At 66.0% G+C, this 16,011-nt stretch carries 19 protein-coding genes and 3 tRNA genes; 15 read left to right on the forward strand and 7 right to left on the reverse strand.

Annotated elements, in window-relative coordinates; genetic code table 11:
- Nucleotides 1-137 precede the first annotated feature (137 nt).
- From ABL838_RS03455 to ABL838_RS03480, 6 genes are all read right to left on the reverse strand, one after another.
- Nucleotides 138-878, reverse strand: a complete 741-nt coding sequence (locus ABL838_RS03455) for an SGNH/GDSL hydrolase family protein (RefSeq protein ID WP_418124157.1) — start codon at nucleotides 876-878, stop codon at nucleotides 138-140.
- A gap of 99 nt (nucleotides 879-977) precedes the next feature.
- Nucleotides 978-1,427 (reverse strand): hypothetical protein, encoded by a 450-nt coding sequence (locus ABL838_RS03460; RefSeq protein WP_418124159.1) that lies wholly within the window; start codon nucleotides 1,425-1,427, stop codon nucleotides 978-980.
- Nucleotides 1,424-1,579 (reverse strand): hypothetical protein, encoded by a 156-nt coding sequence (locus tag ABL838_RS03465; RefSeq protein WP_184639877.1) that lies wholly within the window; start codon nucleotides 1,577-1,579, stop codon nucleotides 1,424-1,426. Before ABL838_RS03465 ends, ABL838_RS03460 begins: the two co-directional genes overlap by 4 nt.
- Before the next feature lie 171 nt (nucleotides 1,580-1,750).
- On the reverse strand, nucleotides 1,751-2,098 hold the full coding sequence (locus ABL838_RS03470; protein ID WP_418124160.1) for a hypothetical protein: 348 nt from the start codon (nucleotides 2,096-2,098) through the stop codon (nucleotides 1,751-1,753).
- A gap of 28 nt (nucleotides 2,099-2,126) precedes the next feature.
- Complete coding sequence (locus ABL838_RS03475) at nucleotides 2,127-2,672, reverse strand: Rrf2 family transcriptional regulator (protein WP_184639874.1); 546 nt, start codon at nucleotides 2,670-2,672, stop codon at nucleotides 2,127-2,129.
- Between the two features lie 173 nt (nucleotides 2,673-2,845).
- Nucleotides 2,846-3,262 carry a MarR family winged helix-turn-helix transcriptional regulator gene (locus tag ABL838_RS03480; protein WP_126025756.1) on the reverse strand — a complete coding sequence of 139 codons (417 nt, stop codon included), beginning with the start codon at nucleotides 3,260-3,262 and terminating at the stop codon, nucleotides 2,846-2,848.
- Nucleotides 3,263-3,501: 239 nt separating this feature from the next.
- On the opposite strand from ABL838_RS03480, the gene ABL838_RS03485 reads away from it, so the two are divergent.
- The 3 genes from ABL838_RS03485 to gph all read left to right on the forward strand — a co-directional run bounded on the left by ABL838_RS03485 (nucleotide 3,502) and on the right by gph (nucleotide 6,369).
- On the forward strand, nucleotides 3,502-3,990 hold the full coding sequence (locus tag ABL838_RS03485; protein WP_418124162.1) for a tripartite tricarboxylate transporter TctB family protein: 489 nt from the start codon (nucleotides 3,502-3,504) through the stop codon (nucleotides 3,988-3,990).
- Between the two features lie 14 nt (nucleotides 3,991-4,004).
- On the forward strand, nucleotides 4,005-5,525 hold the full coding sequence (locus tag ABL838_RS03490; protein WP_126025758.1) for a tripartite tricarboxylate transporter permease: 1,521 nt from the start codon (nucleotides 4,005-4,007) through the stop codon (nucleotides 5,523-5,525).
- A gap of 190 nt (nucleotides 5,526-5,715) precedes the next feature.
- Nucleotides 5,716-6,369 carry a phosphoglycolate phosphatase gene (gene gph / locus ABL838_RS03495; RefSeq protein WP_418125829.1) on the forward strand — a complete coding sequence of 218 codons (654 nt, stop codon included), beginning with the start codon at nucleotides 5,716-5,718 and terminating at the stop codon, nucleotides 6,367-6,369.
- Between the two features lie 9 nt (nucleotides 6,370-6,378).
- Here the strand turns inward: gph and ABL838_RS03500 are convergent, their stop codons facing one another.
- Nucleotides 6,379-6,981, reverse strand: coding sequence for a chalcone isomerase family protein (locus ABL838_RS03500; RefSeq protein ID WP_369659774.1), 603 nt, complete (start codon nucleotides 6,979-6,981; stop codon nucleotides 6,379-6,381).
- 350 nt (nucleotides 6,982-7,331) lie between these two features.
- Here ABL838_RS03500 and trpE point away from each other — a divergent pair, with 350 nt between their 5' ends.
- The 12 genes from trpE to tuf all read left to right on the forward strand — a co-directional run bounded on the left by trpE (nucleotide 7,332) and on the right by tuf (nucleotide 16,003).
- The gene (gene trpE / locus ABL838_RS03505) at nucleotides 7,332-8,834 is read left to right on the forward strand and encodes an anthranilate synthase component I (RefSeq protein ID WP_418124164.1); all 1,503 of its coding nucleotides are present in this window, start codon (nucleotides 7,332-7,334) and stop codon (nucleotides 8,832-8,834) included.
- A complete protein-coding gene (locus ABL838_RS03510) occupies nucleotides 8,831-9,283 on the forward strand; it encodes a GxxExxY protein (protein WP_369659772.1) in 453 nt (150 codons plus the stop codon). The genes trpE and ABL838_RS03510 overlap by 4 nt, the downstream gene beginning before the upstream one ends.
- Nucleotides 9,284-9,371: 88 nt before the next feature.
- A complete protein-coding gene (locus tag ABL838_RS03515; protein ID WP_093208994.1) occupies nucleotides 9,372-9,956 on the forward strand; it encodes an aminodeoxychorismate/anthranilate synthase component II in 585 nt (194 codons plus the stop codon).
- Nucleotides 9,957-9,964: 8 nt separating this feature from the next.
- Complete coding sequence (ltaE, locus tag ABL838_RS03520) at nucleotides 9,965-11,029, forward strand: low-specificity L-threonine aldolase (RefSeq protein ID WP_418124167.1); 1,065 nt, start codon at nucleotides 9,965-9,967, stop codon at nucleotides 11,027-11,029.
- Between the two features lie 16 nt (nucleotides 11,030-11,045).
- Nucleotides 11,046-11,711 carry a LysE family translocator gene (locus ABL838_RS03525; RefSeq protein WP_418124169.1) on the forward strand — a complete coding sequence of 222 codons (666 nt, stop codon included), beginning with the start codon at nucleotides 11,046-11,048 and terminating at the stop codon, nucleotides 11,709-11,711.
- A gap of 21 nt (nucleotides 11,712-11,732) precedes the next feature.
- Nucleotides 11,733-12,755 carry an anthranilate phosphoribosyltransferase gene (gene trpD / locus ABL838_RS03530; RefSeq protein WP_126025765.1) on the forward strand — a complete coding sequence of 341 codons (1,023 nt, stop codon included), beginning with the start codon at nucleotides 11,733-11,735 and terminating at the stop codon, nucleotides 12,753-12,755.
- Nucleotides 12,756-12,784: 29 nt separating this feature from the next.
- Nucleotides 12,785-13,585 (forward strand): indole-3-glycerol phosphate synthase TrpC, encoded by an 801-nt coding sequence (gene trpC, locus ABL838_RS03535; RefSeq protein WP_369659768.1) that lies wholly within the window; start codon nucleotides 12,785-12,787, stop codon nucleotides 13,583-13,585.
- On the forward strand, nucleotides 13,582-14,289 hold the full coding sequence (locus tag ABL838_RS03540) for a uracil-DNA glycosylase (protein ID WP_418118992.1): 708 nt from the start codon (nucleotides 13,582-13,584) through the stop codon (nucleotides 14,287-14,289). The genes trpC and ABL838_RS03540 overlap by 4 nt, the downstream gene beginning before the upstream one ends.
- A gap of 109 nt (nucleotides 14,290-14,398) precedes the next feature.
- Nucleotides 14,399-14,484: transfer RNA gene (locus ABL838_RS03545), tRNA-Tyr, on the forward strand.
- Nucleotides 14,485-14,548: 64 nt separating this feature from the next.
- Nucleotides 14,549-14,622 (forward strand) — tRNA-Gly (locus tag ABL838_RS03550).
- Nucleotides 14,623-14,661: 39 nt separating this feature from the next.
- Nucleotides 14,662-14,736 (forward strand) — tRNA-Thr (locus ABL838_RS03555).
- A gap of 73 nt (nucleotides 14,737-14,809) precedes the next feature.
- Entirely contained in the window at nucleotides 14,810-16,003 is a 1,194-nt protein-coding gene (gene tuf / locus ABL838_RS03560; protein WP_093210122.1) for an elongation factor Tu, read from the forward strand.
- The last annotated feature ends 8 nt before the right edge of the window (nucleotides 16,004-16,011 follow it).

Consider the following 16,011-nt stretch of genomic DNA (forward strand, 5'->3'; position numbering starts at 1 on the left):
GGCGGCGGTGCCTGAAAGCGATGACGGGGGTTCTGAAGCATGGGGAGGCGGCTCCTCTTTTCGGTCTCGGGTGAATGCACTCCCTTGCCGGACGAGGCCCGCAAAACCCGTAATGGCGGGCCGAAAAAATCCGGGCGTCAGGCCCGGCATTCGGGCGCGGCCTTGTCCAGCATGAGCACGATGCGACCGACCAGCCGCTCGCTGTAGGCAGGCGCGGGATGCAGCACGTCGGCCATCTCGGCGGGCTTGAAGGACACGGCGCCCCAGTCGGCGAAGAGCGCCCCCGTCTCGCCGGCCACCCTGCGGGCGATGGCGTCGGCCTCGTCCCTGCCCGTCGCGGTGAGCGGCTGCCGGCTGAGCCCGGTGATGACCGGGGTGCGCCCCTCGGCCTGCACGTGCGCGACCATGCGGCGCAGCGCGGGCTCGTAGGGCTGGCCAGACATCGCGTCGTTGATGCCGTGCTGCAGCACCACGAAGTGCGTGGTGAGCGGCGCCGTGGAGAACGCCGGCGCGCGCCGGGTGGCGGTGGCGCCCGGCTCGCTGTTGTCGATCACCGTGTAGGCGGGGCGCAGGCGCTTGAGCATCGCGGCGGGCGGCTCGTCGAAGCGCCTGTTGGCGGCGTAGCCGCCGTGCAGGATCGAGTCGCCCTCGAAGGTGACGGTGCAGTCGCGCTGGGCCTGCGGGTCCGGCTGGGCTGTCGAAGAGACCGCGTGCGCCGGCTGTCGCACGGAGGCCTTGTTGTTGCCGGTGTTGTGGTTGTGGCTGTTGCCCCCGCAGGCGGGGACCAGCGCGCCGATCGCCAGGATGGCGAGCAGCGTGAATGCGATGTCGGACAGGCGGACGCAGGCCGCGCGGCGGTGTGCGGGAAGGAAAACCAAGGCAATCTCCGGATGGCGCCACTGGCAATTCAGTGGCGTTCATCCGGTTGCCGAACGAGATGCGCAAACCCGCAATGCGCATCGCAAGGAAATCCCGGTTCAGTCCTTCGACGCCACGCAGGCCATCTGCAGCTGCTGCAGGTGCGAGCGGAACGCGACCGCGTCCTGCCAGCCGTCCACCACGAATCGGTGGTCGCGCGCGGCCGGCCGGTTGGCGGCCGGGGCCAGGTTCACCCGGTAGCGCTCGTCCACCGAGAAGGCGATGTGCAGCGTCTCCAGCCGCAGCGAGGCGGTGGATTCGTGCGCGCCGGGCGCGGTGGTCGCGAGCCGCAGGATGCACGGCGTCGCCAGCGTCAGCCTCGCGTCCACGCTGCGCGCCTCATGGCGCAGCATGTCGTTGAGCGCGTGGACGTGCTCCGCGGCGCTCATGTCGCCGGCGGCGGGCGCGTCCCTGGTGGGATAGCCGTCGGTGCAGGCGCCTGCCGCTGCCGCGACGGCGAGCCCGGCGGCGATCCAGCGTCGCCGCCGGGCAGCTTGCGGCGCCGTCACACCGCCAGCGACACGATGCCCGCCACGCCCGCGAAGGCGGCCACGCCGGCGAGCAGGCCGGCATCGCGGTGGTTCGAGACGAGGCGTTCGCGCCAAGCCAGGTAAAGCAGCAGGAGGCAGGCGCCGAAGATGATCAGTGAGAGTTCGCTCATGAATGACAGGAATCGATTGGGTGAATGGGGCTGGATGCCCGCGCCGGACACGCTCGCGCGGGACGACGACGAACGCGACGCGCGGGCACAGTGGCCCGCACGTCGCGCATCGCGAGGATTCGTGAAAGTGGAAAAGGAAAGGGATGCGGGCGGACCCGCACCCTCTCTCGCCTAGGCGGCGATGCGCATGCGCGGCGGTTTCAGTGGAACCGGTGGCACGCGGGATGCGGGCGTGTGAGAGTGCTGCGGCGGTGGCGCGTCACGCCACGCGGCGTGGTGCAACGTGGCGTTGCGCAGTCCGCAGATTTCGGAGAGGTCCGGCGCGAGTTCGGTGGCCGGCGAGCGCTCTTCCAGCGTGGTGAACGGCTCGGCCGGTGCCTCGCAATGGGGGCTGGGGCTCGACGGATGGAGCCCGGCGACGACCGGCGCCATCGCCGCCTCGTGCGACTGGGCCAGAGCGGCAAAGCTCTGGCAGCCCAGTGCGAGCACGAGCAGCAGCGACAGCAGCCAGCGGGGCATCGTCAGGAGAGCGTTGTTGCAGTGTTCTTCAGCGCTTGGCGAAGACGCCGTTCCACGCGAACACCGAATTGGGTGCGTTCACGCGCAGCGGCAATGCGGCGGGGCTCAGCGGGGCTTCCTTCCTCTTCGGCTGCGACGGCTCGTGCTCCACGCGCACACCCTTGGCGAGCTGGTCTTCGACCAGGCTCTGCAGCGTGACCGAGCCCAGGAACTCCATCACGTGATGCTTGGCGGAGGCCCACAGCGCCTCGGTGGAATAGCAGCCCTTGCCGCCGGCCTCGCCCTTTTTCGACGAGTCTTCGGCGTCGGACAGCGGCTGGCCGTCGACCGAGGCAAGGATGTCCGCCACCGTGATTTCGGATGCCCTGCGCGTCAAGGTGTAGCCGCCGCCCGGTCCGCGTGTCGCCTTGATCAGCGCATGCTGGCGCAGCTTGCTGAACAGGAGTTCGAGCGACGAGCGGGCAATGTGCTGGCGCTTGCTGATCGACGCCAGTGGCACCGGGCCATCCTGCTCGCGCATCGCGACATCGATCATGGCCGTCAAGGCGAAGCCGCCCTTCGTCGTGAGACGCATGGAGTGTTCCTCGTTGTTGGGTTTTTCAAACAATGCGTCATAGGTGTGCAAAAGGCCCCGAAAAGTTTCCGAGGCATGGCAACTACGGTTTTTGAAACAGTTTGAAAACCCCGGCGAGGCACGATCGCCGCAGGACAGCTGAACTCGGACTCCGCTGAAAACGGATGCCGAGGCTATTTACGGGCTTTTCCAACAAGCGCAACGACCTCCGTGAGATCGGCAATCTGCCCCTGGTGCAGAAGCGCGAGCTTTTCCAGCTTCCTGCGCCCGGCTGCCAGCAGATGAACCTCGACCTGGCGCCGGTCGGTGGTGCTGGGCTTTCGCTTGACAAGGCCGGCTTCCTCGCAGCGCGAGACGAGCGCGACCACGCCGTGAAGCTGAGCCTGCAGGCGCTCGGCGATCTCGCTGACCGTCGCCCATTCCCGGCCCGGGAAGGCCTGGGTGTGGAGCATCAGCTGGTACTGCAGCACGGTGATGCCCTCGGCGCGCGCGGCGTCCTCGCTGAAGCGCAGGAAGCTGCGCAGCCTGAATCTGAAGTCGGAGAGCGCCTCGAGCTGGTGCTTCTCGATGCTGCGCGGTTGGCTGGCCATTGACGTCTTGTTGGTGTCATGTGTCGAAGCGGCCAATGTAGCAGCGGCCCTGGAAGACGCATGGGGTAATTACTCACAACATGATCTATTAAACCTCATAGCATGAGGTACCTGTCTGCAACCTGACCAGGAGGCATCGCGCCTCCGCGCTGCCCGTTGCACGCATCCTCCTTGTCCGGCGCCGTTGTCCTGTGGCGGTGCGCGGGGCGAAATCCATTCATCGGAAAGAGAAATTGCCTATGCGGATCCAGAGCCAGAAGACTTTCTTCTCAGGCCTCATGTTCACCTGCGTCGGAGCGGCCTTCGCGATCGGGGCCAACAACTACAACGTCGGCAGCGCGGCCCGCATGGGCCCCGGCTATTTCCCGCTGATCATCGGCACGCTGCTGACGGTGCTGGGGCTGGTGGTGATCGCCAGCGCATTCACCATGAAGACCGCCGATGGAGATCCCGTAGGAAAGATCGCATGGAAGCCGCTGGGCTTCATCATCGGCGCGAACCTGTTGTTCGGAGTCCTGCTGGCGGGCCTGCACAACATCGGGCTGCCGGCCATGGGTCTGATCGTCGCGATCTACGCGCTCGTCGTCGTCGCCTGCATGGCGGGGGCGAACTTCTCGATGAAGCTTTCGCTGATCCTCGCGACCGTGCTGGCCGTGGGCAGCTACCTCACATTCATCGTCGGGCTGAAGCTGCAGTTTCAGGTCTGGCCGACCTTCATCAGCGGCTGAAGGGAGAAGGCGCCATGACCGACCTGATCAACAACCTCTCGCTCGGCTTCGCAACGGCCGTATCGCTGCAGAACATCCTGTACGCATTCATCGGCTGCCTGCTGGGCACGCTGATCGGCGTGCTGCCCGGCATCGGCCCGACGGCCACCATCGCCATGCTGCTGCCCGCCACCTATGCGCTGCCGCCGGTGGCGGCGCTGATCATGCTGGCCGGCATCTACTACGGCTCGCAGTACGGCGGCTCGACCACCGCGATCCTGGTGAACCTGCCGGGCGAATCGTCTTCCGTGGTCACTGTGATCGACGGCCATCAGATGGCCAAGCAGGGCAGGGGAGGGCCGGCGCTTGCCGCGGCCGGCCTGGGGTCGTTCTTCGCAGGCTGCGTGGGCACTCTGATCCTGGCCGCATTCGCGCCTCCGCTGACGGAGATCGCCTTCAAGTTCGGCCCGGCCGAATACTTCTCGCTGATGATCCTGGGCCTCATCGGCGCCGTGGTGCTGGCCTCGGGCTCGCTGCTCAAGGCGATCTGCATGATCATGGTGGGTCTGCTGCTCGGACTGGTGGGCACCGACGTCAACTCCGGCGTTGCGCGCTACAGCTTCGACATCCCCGAACTCACGGACGGCCTGGGGTTCATCGCCATCGCGATGGGCGTGTTCGGCTACGGCGAGATCATCGCCAACCTGGCCAGGCCGGAGGACGAGCGGGAGGTGTTCACGGCGAAGGTCTCGGGCCTGATGCCGACGAAGGAAGACTTCCGGCGCATGCTCCCCGCGGTGCTGCGCGGCACGGCGCTGGGCTCCTCCCTGGGCATCCTGCCAGGCGGCGGTGCGCTGCTGTCGGCCTTCGCGGCGTATACGCTGGAGAAGAAGATCAAGCTCAAGCCGGGCGAGGTCACCTTCGGCAAAGGCAACATCCGCGGCGTTGCGGGCCCTGAAGCCGCCAACAACGCGGGCGCGCAGACTTCCTTCATTCCGATGCTCACGCTGGGCATTCCGCCCAATCCGGTGATGGCGTTGATGGTCGGTGCGATGACCATCCACAACATCCAGCCCGGCCCGCAGGTCATGACCAGCAATCCGGAGCTCTTCTGGGGCCTGATCGCCTCGATGTGGATCGGCAACCTGATGCTGGTGATCCTGAACCTGCCGCTCATCGGGCTGTGGATCAAGCTGCTGACGATTCCCTACCGGTGGCTGTTCCCGGCCATCGTGCTGTTCTGCGCCATCGGCGTCTACTCGACCAACAACAACGTCTTCGACATCTGGCTGGTCGCGATCTTCGGCGTGGTGGGCTACACCTTCATCAAGCTGGGCTGCGAGCCGGCGCCATTGCTGCTGGGGCTGATCCTCGGGCCGATGATGGAGGAGAACCTGCGCCGCGCACTGCTGCTGTCGCGCGGCGACTGGAGCGTGTTCGTGTCGCGGCCGATCTCGGCGGGCCTGCTGGTCGCCGCGCTCATCCTGCTGCTGATCGTGCTGCTGCCGTCCATACGCTCCAAGCGCGAGGAGGCTTTCGTCGAGGAGGGCGGCTGAGGCGGAGGCCGCCTTCGACCACGCCAGGAGGTGGGCAGTTGTTGCGGGCTTGATTCCGGCGGCACTGAGGTTTGGGTGCTGCTCGGATAGAGTGCCGGGAATCCCTCGCAACTCTGCTCGCGCGTCCTTGAACTCCATCAGCCTCTCCCGCACCCGCTTCGACGCCGCCATCGTCGACCTCGACGGCACCATGGTCGACACGCTGGGCGACTTCGCCGCCTCGCTCAACCGCATGCTCGACGATCTCTCGCTGCCGCACGTGGCGCCTTCCGCCATCGAGAAGATGGTGGGCAAGGGCTCGGAGCACCTGATCCATTCCGCGCTCGTGCACGTGATGGGGCCGGCCGTCGCCGATGCCGCGGAGGCCGACGCGAAGGCGCGTGCGCTGTTCGACCGGGCCTGGGAGCGTTACCAGCATCACTACCTCGCCATCAACGGGCGGCATTCGGCGGTGTACCCCGGCGTGATCGAAGGGCTGAAAGCGCTGCGCGCACAAGGCCTGAGGCTGGCGTGCCTCACCAACAAGCCGACCTCGTTCGCCAAGCCGCTGCTGGCCGACAAGGGGCTCGACGGCTTCTTCGAGCTTGTGTTCGGCGGCGACGCCTTCGAGCGCAAGAAGCCCGATCCGCTGCCGCTGCTGAAGACCTGCGAGGCGATGGGCACGGCACCTGAGCGCACGCTGATGGTCGGCGACTCGAGCAACGACGCGCGCGCCGCGCGTGCGGCCGGTTGTCCCGTGGTGCTGGTGACCTACGGCTACAACCACGGCGAGCCGGTGCGCGGCGTGGATGCCGACGGTTTCGTCGATTCGCTGGCCGAGTTGGCGCCGGCCGCTGCGCGGTAGAAGCGCCAGTTACTGCTTGCCGAGCAGCGCGTCCTTCAGCTTCCAGTCGGCCGGGTTCGGGCCCAGCCAGATGCGCAACAGCGCGTTGAAGAAAGCCTGCTCCTTGATCGGATCGGGCTGGGGCACGCCGCGCACGGTGATCAGAGTGCCGGTGCCGGGCAGCCAGTCGATGGTGAAGGTGTCGCCGGTCTTCAACTGTTTCTGGTCGGCGAACATCTGGCCCATGCGCAGCAGGCCCGGAATGAGGTTGACCATCTCGCTCTTGGGCGAGTTGTCTTCCACGCCCTTGGTGAAGAGCTTGCCGAGCTCGTTCGCGTCGATGTCGCGCAGCATCGTGATGGCCACGCGCTTGGGGCCGGGCGCGGCCAGTGCTTCCTCGGGCGTCGACACCTTCTTGCCCACGTAGAGGCCGGCCGTGTAGACCTTGAAGATGGCCTTGTAGCGGATGCCCGCGCCATTAAGCACGAGGGGCGCGCCACGCAGATCCAGCTGGTCTTCGAGCTTGACGCCACCTACGTCGACCTGTGCGGCCGGCACACCGAGGCTGGCGGCGGCGAGGCAGGCGGCCAGGACGAGGCGAGGGAACACGGTCGTGAGCGGAAGGGCGGTCAACGCTGTCTCCTTGGAAATTTGCGAACGATCGTTCGAATGTATCTTTTTGTTCTACTCCTTCGGCTTCGGGGGAACCCTGAAAGCCACCGCCGATGCGCCCGGTTGCACGCTCGGGCGTTTTCGTGGGCTAAACTCCGCTGCTCATATGTTCGTTCATCACGTCATTCAAACAGGTGAAGGCAGCCGGGGAGCCTGGCCCTGGCGTCGCCATACTTCGCTGACTGTTTGATTGCGCGGCGCACGCCGTGCGCCCGCGGTTCCGGACCGGCACGCTCGCCGGCACCGGGCCAACCCGTGAATGACCTTGCCGCCGGCCGAAGGAGCGCCGCAGGCAACTGGAGAACGAATCCGTGATCACCGAACTTGAATTCAAGAGCCTCAGCGCCCAGGGCTACAACCGCATTCCGCTGATGGCCGAGGCCTTCGCCGACCTCGAGACTCCTCTTTCCCTCTACCTCAAGCTGGCCCATTCGCAAGGTGGCGGCAAGCACAGCTTCCTGCTCGAATCGGTGGTGGGCGGCGAGCGCTTCGGGCGCTACAGCTTCATCGGGCTGCCGGCGCGCACGCTGCTGCGCGCCAGCGGCTTCGGCGCCGAAGCCGTCACCGAGGTGGTGACCGACGGGCAGGTGGTCGAGACCATCCGCGGCAATCCGCTCGATTTCGTCGCCGAGTACCAGAAGCGCTTCAAGGTCGCGCTGCGCCCGGGCCTGCCGCGCTTCTGCGGCGGCCTTGCCGGCTACTTCGGCTACGACACCGTGCGCCACATCGAGCGCAAGCTCGAGAAGACATGCCCGCCCGACGCGCTGGGCTGCCCCGACATCCTGCTGCTGCAGTGCGAGGAACTGGCGGTCATCGACAACCTCTCGGGCAAGCTGTACCTCATCGTCTATGCCGATCCGAAGCAGCCCGAGGCCTATGCGGTGGGCAAGCGCCGCCTGCGCGAGCTGAAGGAAAAGCTCAAGTATTCGGTGAGCGCGCCCATCGTGAAGCCGACGCAGCCGCATCCACCCGAGCGTAGCTTCGCCAAGGCCGACTACCTCGCGGCCGTGGAGCGCGCCAAGGAAATGATCGCCGCCGGCGACTTCATGCAGGTGCAGGTGGGCCAGCGCATCAGCAAGCGCTACACGGAGTCGCCGCTGTCGCTGTACCGTGCGCTGCGTTCGCTGAACCCCTCGCCCTACATGTACTACTACAACCTCGGCGACTTCCACGTGGTGGGCGCTTCGCCCGAGATCCTGGTGCGCCAGGAGAACACCGGCGAGGGCGAGCAGAAGATCACCATCCGCCCGCTGGCCGGCACCCGCCCGCGCGGCGCGTCGCTGGAGCTCGACAAGGCGGCCGAGGTGGAACTCATCAACGACCCGAAGGAACGCGCCGAGCACGTGATGCTGATCGACCTCGCGCGCAACGACATCGGCCGCATCGCCAAGACCGGCAGCGTGAAAGTGACGGAAGCCTTCGCGGTGGAGCGCTACAGCCACGTGATGCACATCGTGAGCAACGTCGAAGGCACGCTGAAGGACGGCATGACCGCCATCGACGTGCTCAAGGCCACCTTCCCGGCCGGTACGCTGACCGGCGCGCCGAAGGTGCATGCGATGGAGCTTATCGACGAACTGGAGCCCACTAAGCGCGGCCTGTACGGCGGCGCCTGCGGCTACATCAGCTACGCGGGCGACATGGACGTGGCCATCGCGATCCGCACCGGCATCGTGAAGGACCAGATGCTGCACGTGCAGGCCGCGGCCGGCGTGGTGGCCGACTCGGTGCCCGAGCTGGAGTGGAAGGAAACCGAGGCCAAGGCTCGGGCGCTGCTGCGGGCGGCGGAACTGGTCGAGGAGGGGTTGGAATGAGTGGCGTGGGATACGGGCAGCCGAACGCAGAGGGCGCGAAGGTTTCGCAGAGGTCGCAGAAGGAACCGCCAGGTTTTGAAAATGACTGTTCGCACGATGTCATCGGCGCGGCGGTCGAGGTTCAACGTGTGCTTGGCACGGGACTTCTGGAAAGCGCCTATGCGGCTGCGATGGCGATCGAACTCCATGAGCGCGAGTTGGCGTTCGAACGCGAAGTCCCGATCGAGGCGGTCTACAAGGGGCGCCCGCTGGGCATCGCATACCGCGCAGACTTCGTGATCGAGGGCAGCGTGCTGCTCGAACTCAGGGCCATGGATGCCGTCAGCGAGGCGCATCGTGCGCAGTTGCTGTCGTATCTGCGCGTCTCCGGCATGAAGCTGGGCCTGCTGATCAACTTCCATACCTTCCCCGTCGTCAAGGGAATCCATCGGGTGGTGAACAAGCTATGAAGACCTTCTTTTTGAATTCCTTCTGCGATTTCTGCGAAACCTTCGCGACTTCTGCGTTCGGAAGTCCGGATTCGGAGGGCCTCGAAAAATGAAGCTCCTGATGATCGACAACTACGACAGCTTCACCTACAACATCGTCCAGTACTTCGGCGAACTGGGTGCGGACGTGCAGGTGCACCGCAACGACGAGATCACGGTCGAGCAGATCGGCGAGCTGATCGCTTCGGGCGTGACGCGGCTGGTGGTGTCGCCGGGGCCTTGCTCGCCGGCGGAGGCGGGTGTGTCGGTGGCGGCCATCGAGGCCTTCGCGGGCAAGCTGCCCATTCTTGGCGTGTGCCTGGGCCATCAGGCGATCGGCGCGGCCTTCGGCGGCAAGATCGTGCGCGCGCAGCAGCTCATGCACGGCAAGACCAGCGAGATCACGACCACGCAGGAAGGCGTGTTCGCGGGGCTGCCGCAGAGGTTCGTCGTCAACCGCTACCACTCGCTTTCCATCGAGCGCGAGAGCTGCCCGAAGGCGCTGGCTGTCACCGCCTGGACCGACGACGGCGAGATCATGGGCGTGCGTCACACCGGCTTCGCGCACGATGTGCGCATCGAGGGCGTGCAGTTCCATCCGGAATCGATCTTGACGGAGCACGGTCACGCCATGCTCAAGAACTTTCTGGATTGACCACCACCATGACCACCGATCGCACTTCCTTCGTCGACCTGCGCAGCGACACCGTCACCCAACCCACGCCCGCGATGCGCGAAGCCATGATGGCTGCGCCCTTGGGCGACGACGTCTTCGGTACCGATCCGAGCGTGAACGCGCTGCAGGAAAAGATCGCGGCCATGCTGGGTTTCGAGGCGGCGCTGTTCGTGCCCACCGGCACGCAGAGCAATCTGTGCGCGATCCTGTCGCACTGCGGCCGCGGCGACGAGTACATCGTCGGCCAGCAGGCGCATTGCTACCGCTGGGAAGGCGGTGGCGCGGCGGTGTTCGGCAGCGTGCAGCCGCAGCCGCTCGACCACGCGCCTGACGGCACGCTGCCGCTCGCGCAGATCGAGGCGGCCATCAAGCCCGACGACGCGCACTTCGCTCGCACGCGGCTGCTGGCGCTGGAGAACACGCTGGGCGGCAAGCTGCTGCCATTCGAATACGTGCAGGCGGCGACCGATCTCGCGAAGAGCAAGGGACTGCAGCGGCACCTGGACGGTGCGCGGCTCTTCAACGCCGCGACTGCGCAGGCCGCGCTGAACAAGGGCGGCGACATCCGCGCGGAAGCCCGCCGCATCGCGCAGTGCTTCGACAGCGTGTCGGTGTGCTTCAGCAAGGGGCTTGGTGCGCCGATCGGCTCGGCGCTGGTCGGTTCGCGCGAGTTCATCGCCCGCGCGCACCGCATCCGCAAGATGGCTGGCGGCGGCATGCGGCAGGCCGGCCTGCTGGCCGCGGCGGCGTCGCATGCGCTCGACCACCATGTCGACCGCCTTGCTGACGACCACGCGCTGGCACAGCGCCTGGCGCAGGGGCTCGAAGGCATCGAGGGGCTGAAGGTGGAGGCACCGCACACGAACATCGTGTTCGTCGATCTCACCGGTGCTGCGCAGGCGCGCTCTTCGGAGCTGCTGGCGAGCCTCAATTCGCAGGGCATTCTTGCGACGGGACTCTACCGGCTGCGCTTCGTGACGCACCTCGATGTCGACGCCGCCGGCGTGGACCGGGCCGTTGCCGCGATCCGCGCCTTCTTCGCCAAATCCTGAAAACGGCGAGAACGCGATGCCCGATCTTCCGCATCTGCTCGCATTCATCGCCGCCGGCTGGCTGCTGAACCTCACGCCGGGGCCCGACGTGCTGTACGTGGTCACGAATTCGCTGCGTTCGGGCGCGCGCGCCGGCATCGTGGCCGGGCTGGGCATCACGACAGGGTGCTTCGTGCACATCTTCGCTGCCGCCATCGGTGTGGGCACGCTGATGGCGACTTCCGCCGGGGCCTTCACCGTGCTCAAGTACATCGGCGCGGCCTACCTGCTGTACCTTGGCGTGCGCATGCTGATGTCGCGCGCCACGCCGCCCGCCGATCTCGACGCTGCCGCCGCGGCGGTGAGCGGGGAGCGCAGCCTCAAGGCGATCTTCGTGGGCGGCTTCTGGACCAACGTGCTCAACCCGAAGGTCGCGCTGTTCTTCCTGGCCTTCGTGCCGCAGTTCATCGCGCCGGGCACCGGCAACACGGCGCTGGCCTTCGTGCTGCTGGGCGTGCTGTTCAATCTCAACGCCGTTCCCGTCAACGTGGGATGGGCGCTGGCGGCGGGCTGGATGGCGCGCCGCAGCGCTGTGCGCAAGGGCATGCACTGGCTCGACCGCGCCGCCGGCGTGCTGTTCATCGGCTTCGGCCTCAAGCTCGCGTTCACCGACGCGCCCGCCGCCGTTCGCGTCGGCCGCTGATTCTTTTCGAGGAGACTTTCCATGATCACCCCCCAGGAAGCGCTGCAGCGCACCATCGAGCACCGCGAGGTCTTCCACGACGAGATGCTGCACATCGTGCGCCTCATCATGAGCGGAGAGTGCTCGCCCGTGATGATGGCGGCGCTGATCACCGGCCTGCGCGTGAAGAAGGAAACCATCGGCGAGATCACCGCCGCCGCGCAGGTGATGCGCGAGGTGTCGACCAAGGTGCCGGTGAAGGACACGACGAACCTCGTGGACATCGTGGGCACGGGCGGCGACGGCTCGCACACCTTCAACATCTCGACCTGCTCGATGTTCGTGGCCGCTGCCGCGGGCGCCAAGGTGAGCAAGCACGGCGGGCGCAGCGTGTCGAGCAAGTCGGGCAGCGCCGACGTGCTGGAGTCGCTGGGGGTGAACATCAACCTCAAGCCCGAGCAGATCGCGCGCTCCATCGAGGAGTGCGGCATCGGCTTCATGTTCGCGCCGAACCATCATCCGGCGATGAAGAACGTCGCGCCGGTTCGCAAGGAGCTGGGCATCAAGACCATCTTCAATATCCTCGGGCCGCTGACCAACCCGGCCGGCGCTCCGAACATCCTGATGGGCGTGTTCCACCCCGACCTCGTGGGCATCCAGGTGCGTGCGCTGCAGCGGCTCGGTGCCGAACATGCGGTGGTGGTCTACGGGCGCGACGGCATGGACGAGATCTCGCTCGGCGCGGCGACCATGGTGGGCGAGCTGAAGGATGGCGAGATCCGCGAATACGAGCTGCATCCCGAGGACTTCGGCTTCCAGATGTCGAGCAACCGCGCGCTGCGCGTGGAGACGCCTGAACAGTCGAAGGCGATGCTGCTGGCCGTGCTCGACAATCAGGCCGGCCCGGCGCTAGACATCGTGCTGCTGAACGCCGGGGCGGCGCTTTACGCGGCGAACGTGGTCGACTCGGTGCAGGCGGGCGTGGAGCGCTCGCGCGCCGCCATCGCCTCGGGCGCGGCGAAGGCCAAGCTGGCGGAGCTGGTCAAGGCCTCCTCGACCGTCTGAGCTTCAAGAGAACAGGAAACCCAGAAGTCATGTCCGACATCCTCGACAAGATCGTTGCCGTCAAGCGCCAGGAAGTGGCCGCGGCACTGAAGCGCACGCCGCTCGAAGCCGTGCGCTTCGACGCCGAGAGCCGCGTGCTGACGCGCGACTTCGAAGGCGCGCTGCGAGCCAAGATCGCGGCAGGCCAGGCCGCGGTGATCGCCGAAGTCAAGAAGGCCAGCCCGAGCAAGGGCGTGTTGCGCGCGGACTTCATTCCGGCCGACATCGCGCAAAGCTACGCCGAGGGCGATGGCGAGATCAGCGCGGCCTGCCTCTCGGTGCTGACCGACAAGCAGTTCTTTCAGGGCGGCGTGGACTATCTCAAGCAGGCGCGCGCCTCGTGCGAGCTGCCGGTGCTGCGCAAGGATTTCATCGTCGATGCGTACCAGGTGTATGAGTCGCGCGCGATAGGTGCCGACGCGATCCTGCTGATTGCCGCCTGCCTCGACGACGCGCAGATGAAGGACTACGAAGCCATCGCGCGCGGGCTGGGCATGGCGGTGTTGGTGGAGGTGCACGACGCGGCCGAGCTGGACCGCGCGCTCGGGCTGAAGACGGCGCTGATCGGGATCAACAACCGCAATCTGCGCAACTTCGAGGTGTCGATACAGGCGACCATCGATCTGCTGCCGAAGCTGCCCGCCGATCGCCTGCCGGTGACTGAGTCGGGCATCGGCACGCGCGAGGACGTGGCCACCTTGCGCGCGGCCGGCGTCAACGCCTTCCTGGTCGGCGAGGCTTTCATGCGCGCCAAGGAACCCGGCGAGGCCCTCGCTGCATTGTTCAAATGAGCCGGCCCGATCAGCTGTCGAGCAGCAATCCGGCCGACTGGCCGGTGGCCCCGGGCTGGCAGCCGCTGGTCGACGAGTTCTTCGGCAGTGCCGTGGGGCAGAAGCTGCAAGACTTCCTGCGCGAGCGGCTTGACGCTGGTGCCGTGATCTTTCCGCCGCAGCCGCTGAGGGCGCTGGAACTCACGCCGCCGGAAGACGTGCGCGTGGTGATCCTGGGGCAGGATCCGTATCACGGGCGCGGCCAGGCCGAGGGGCTTGCGTTTTCCGTGGCGCCCGGCGTGGCGCTGCCGCCGTCGCTGCGCAACATCTTCAAGGAATTGCAGCGCGACCTGGGGACCGCGCCGCCGCCATTTCCGAATCCGGGCGGCAGCCTGGTGAAGTGGGCCACGCATGGCGTGCTGCTGCTGAACACCTGCCTGACGGTCGAGGAGGCCCAGCCAGCCAGCCATTCCGGGCGTGGCTGGGAGGTGCTGACGGATGCCGTCATTCGGCATGTTTCAAACGGCGCCAAACCTGTTGTTTTTATGCTGTGGGGCTCTCATGCTCAGAGTAAGCGGGCGTTGATCGACGTTAGGCGCCATAAGGTGCTGATGTCGAATCATCCGTCGCCTCTTTCGGCTCAGCGGCCGCCCGTGCCGTTCATCGGCTGCGGTCATTTCGGCGAAGCGCGCGCTTGGCGGGAGGCGCAGCGGTCGGAGGGGTGAAAACTTAGGCGATAATCGTGGGCTAACGCCTCGAGCGGTTTTCCTGCATCTTTGTTGATGCATGGGTTTCCGGGTAGTCACAAAACCGTGCTATATTTCGAGGTTCGCCGGAGAGGTGGCCGAGTGGTTAATGGCAGCAGACTGTAAATCTGCCCTCTTACGAGTACGCTGGTTCGAATCCAGCCCTCTCCACCAGCGATGAATTTGGTTTCTAAGAGCGTTTGGATTTCGCGCTTTGGGTGCCTCGAGTGCTCCTGATGCGGGAGTAGTTCAATGGTAGAACCCCAGCCTTCCAAGCTGATGACGCGGGTTCGATTCCCGTCTCCCGCTCCAGAGACCCGGTTCGGCGCCGGAAGCGAATGGTTAGATAAAGCCCTTTTGGCTCAGTGGTAGAGCACTCCCTTGGTAAGGGAGAGGTCGCGGGTCCGATTCCCGCAAAGGGCACCAGTTTTTGGGGGTTGCAAAAGCTGCATTGCAACCCATCTGCATACGTTGGAAACGTTTTTTTCGGAGTCGAAAAATGGCAAAAGGTAAATTCACCCGCACCAAGCCGCACGTGAACGTGGGCACGATCGGTCACGTCGACCACGGCAAGACCACGCTGACGGCTGCGATCGCAACGGTGCTGTCGTCGAAGTTCGGCGGCGAAGCCAAGGCCTACGACCAGATCGACGCTGCGCCTGAAGAAAAGGCACGCGGCATCACGATCAACACCGCGCACGTCGAGTACGAAACGGCCAACCGCCACTACGCACACGTCGACTGCCCCGGTCACGCCGACTACGTGAAGAACATGATCACCGGCGCTGCCCAGATGGACGGCGCGATCCTGGTGTGCTCGGCCGCCGACGGCCCGATGCCCCAGACCCGTGAACACATCCTGCTGGCTCGCCAGGTGGGCGTGGGCTACATCATCGTGTTCCTGAACAAGTGCGACATGGTCGACGACAAGGAACTGCTCGAGCTGGTCGAGATGGAAGTCCGCGAACTCCTCGACAAGTACGAATTCCCCGGCGACGACACCCCCATCATCCACGGCTCGGCCAAGCTGGCCCTGGAAGGCGACAAGGGCGAACTGGGCGAAGGCTCGATCATGAAGCTGGCCGAAGCCCTGGACACGTACATCCCGACGCCCGAGCGCGCCGTGGACGGCACGTTCCTGATGCCCGTGGAAGACGTGTTCTCGATCTCGGGTCGCGGCACGGTGGTGACCGGCGCCGTCGAGCGCGGCGTGATCAAGGTCGGTGAAGAAATCGAAATCGTGGGCATCCGCCCGACGGTCAAGACCACCTGCACCGGCGTGGAAATGTTCCGCAAGCTGCTGGACCAGGGCCAGGCCGGCGACAACGTGGGCGTGTTGCTGCGCGGCACGAAGCGCGAAGAAGTCGAGCGCGGCCAGGTGCTGTGCAAGCCCGGCTCGATCAAGCCGCACACGCACTTCACCGCCGAGGTGTACGTTCTGTCGAAGGACGAAGGCGGCCGTCACACGCCGTTCTTCAACAACTACCGTCCGCAGTTCTACTTCCGCACGACGGACGTGACCGGCGCGATCGAGCTGCCCAAGGACAAGGAAATGGTCATGCCCGGCGACAACGTCAGCATCACCGTGAAGCTGATCGCCCCGATCGCCATGGAAGAAGGTCTGCGCTTCGCCATCCGCGAAGGCGGTCGCACCGTGGGTTCGGGCGTCGTGGCGAAGATCCTCGACCTGTAATACGGCGG

This window comes from Variovorax sp. 160MFSha2.1 (genome assembly GCF_048305075.1).
GTDB classification, from domain to species: Bacteria; Pseudomonadota; Gammaproteobacteria; order Burkholderiales; family Burkholderiaceae_C; genus Variovorax; species Variovorax guangxiensis.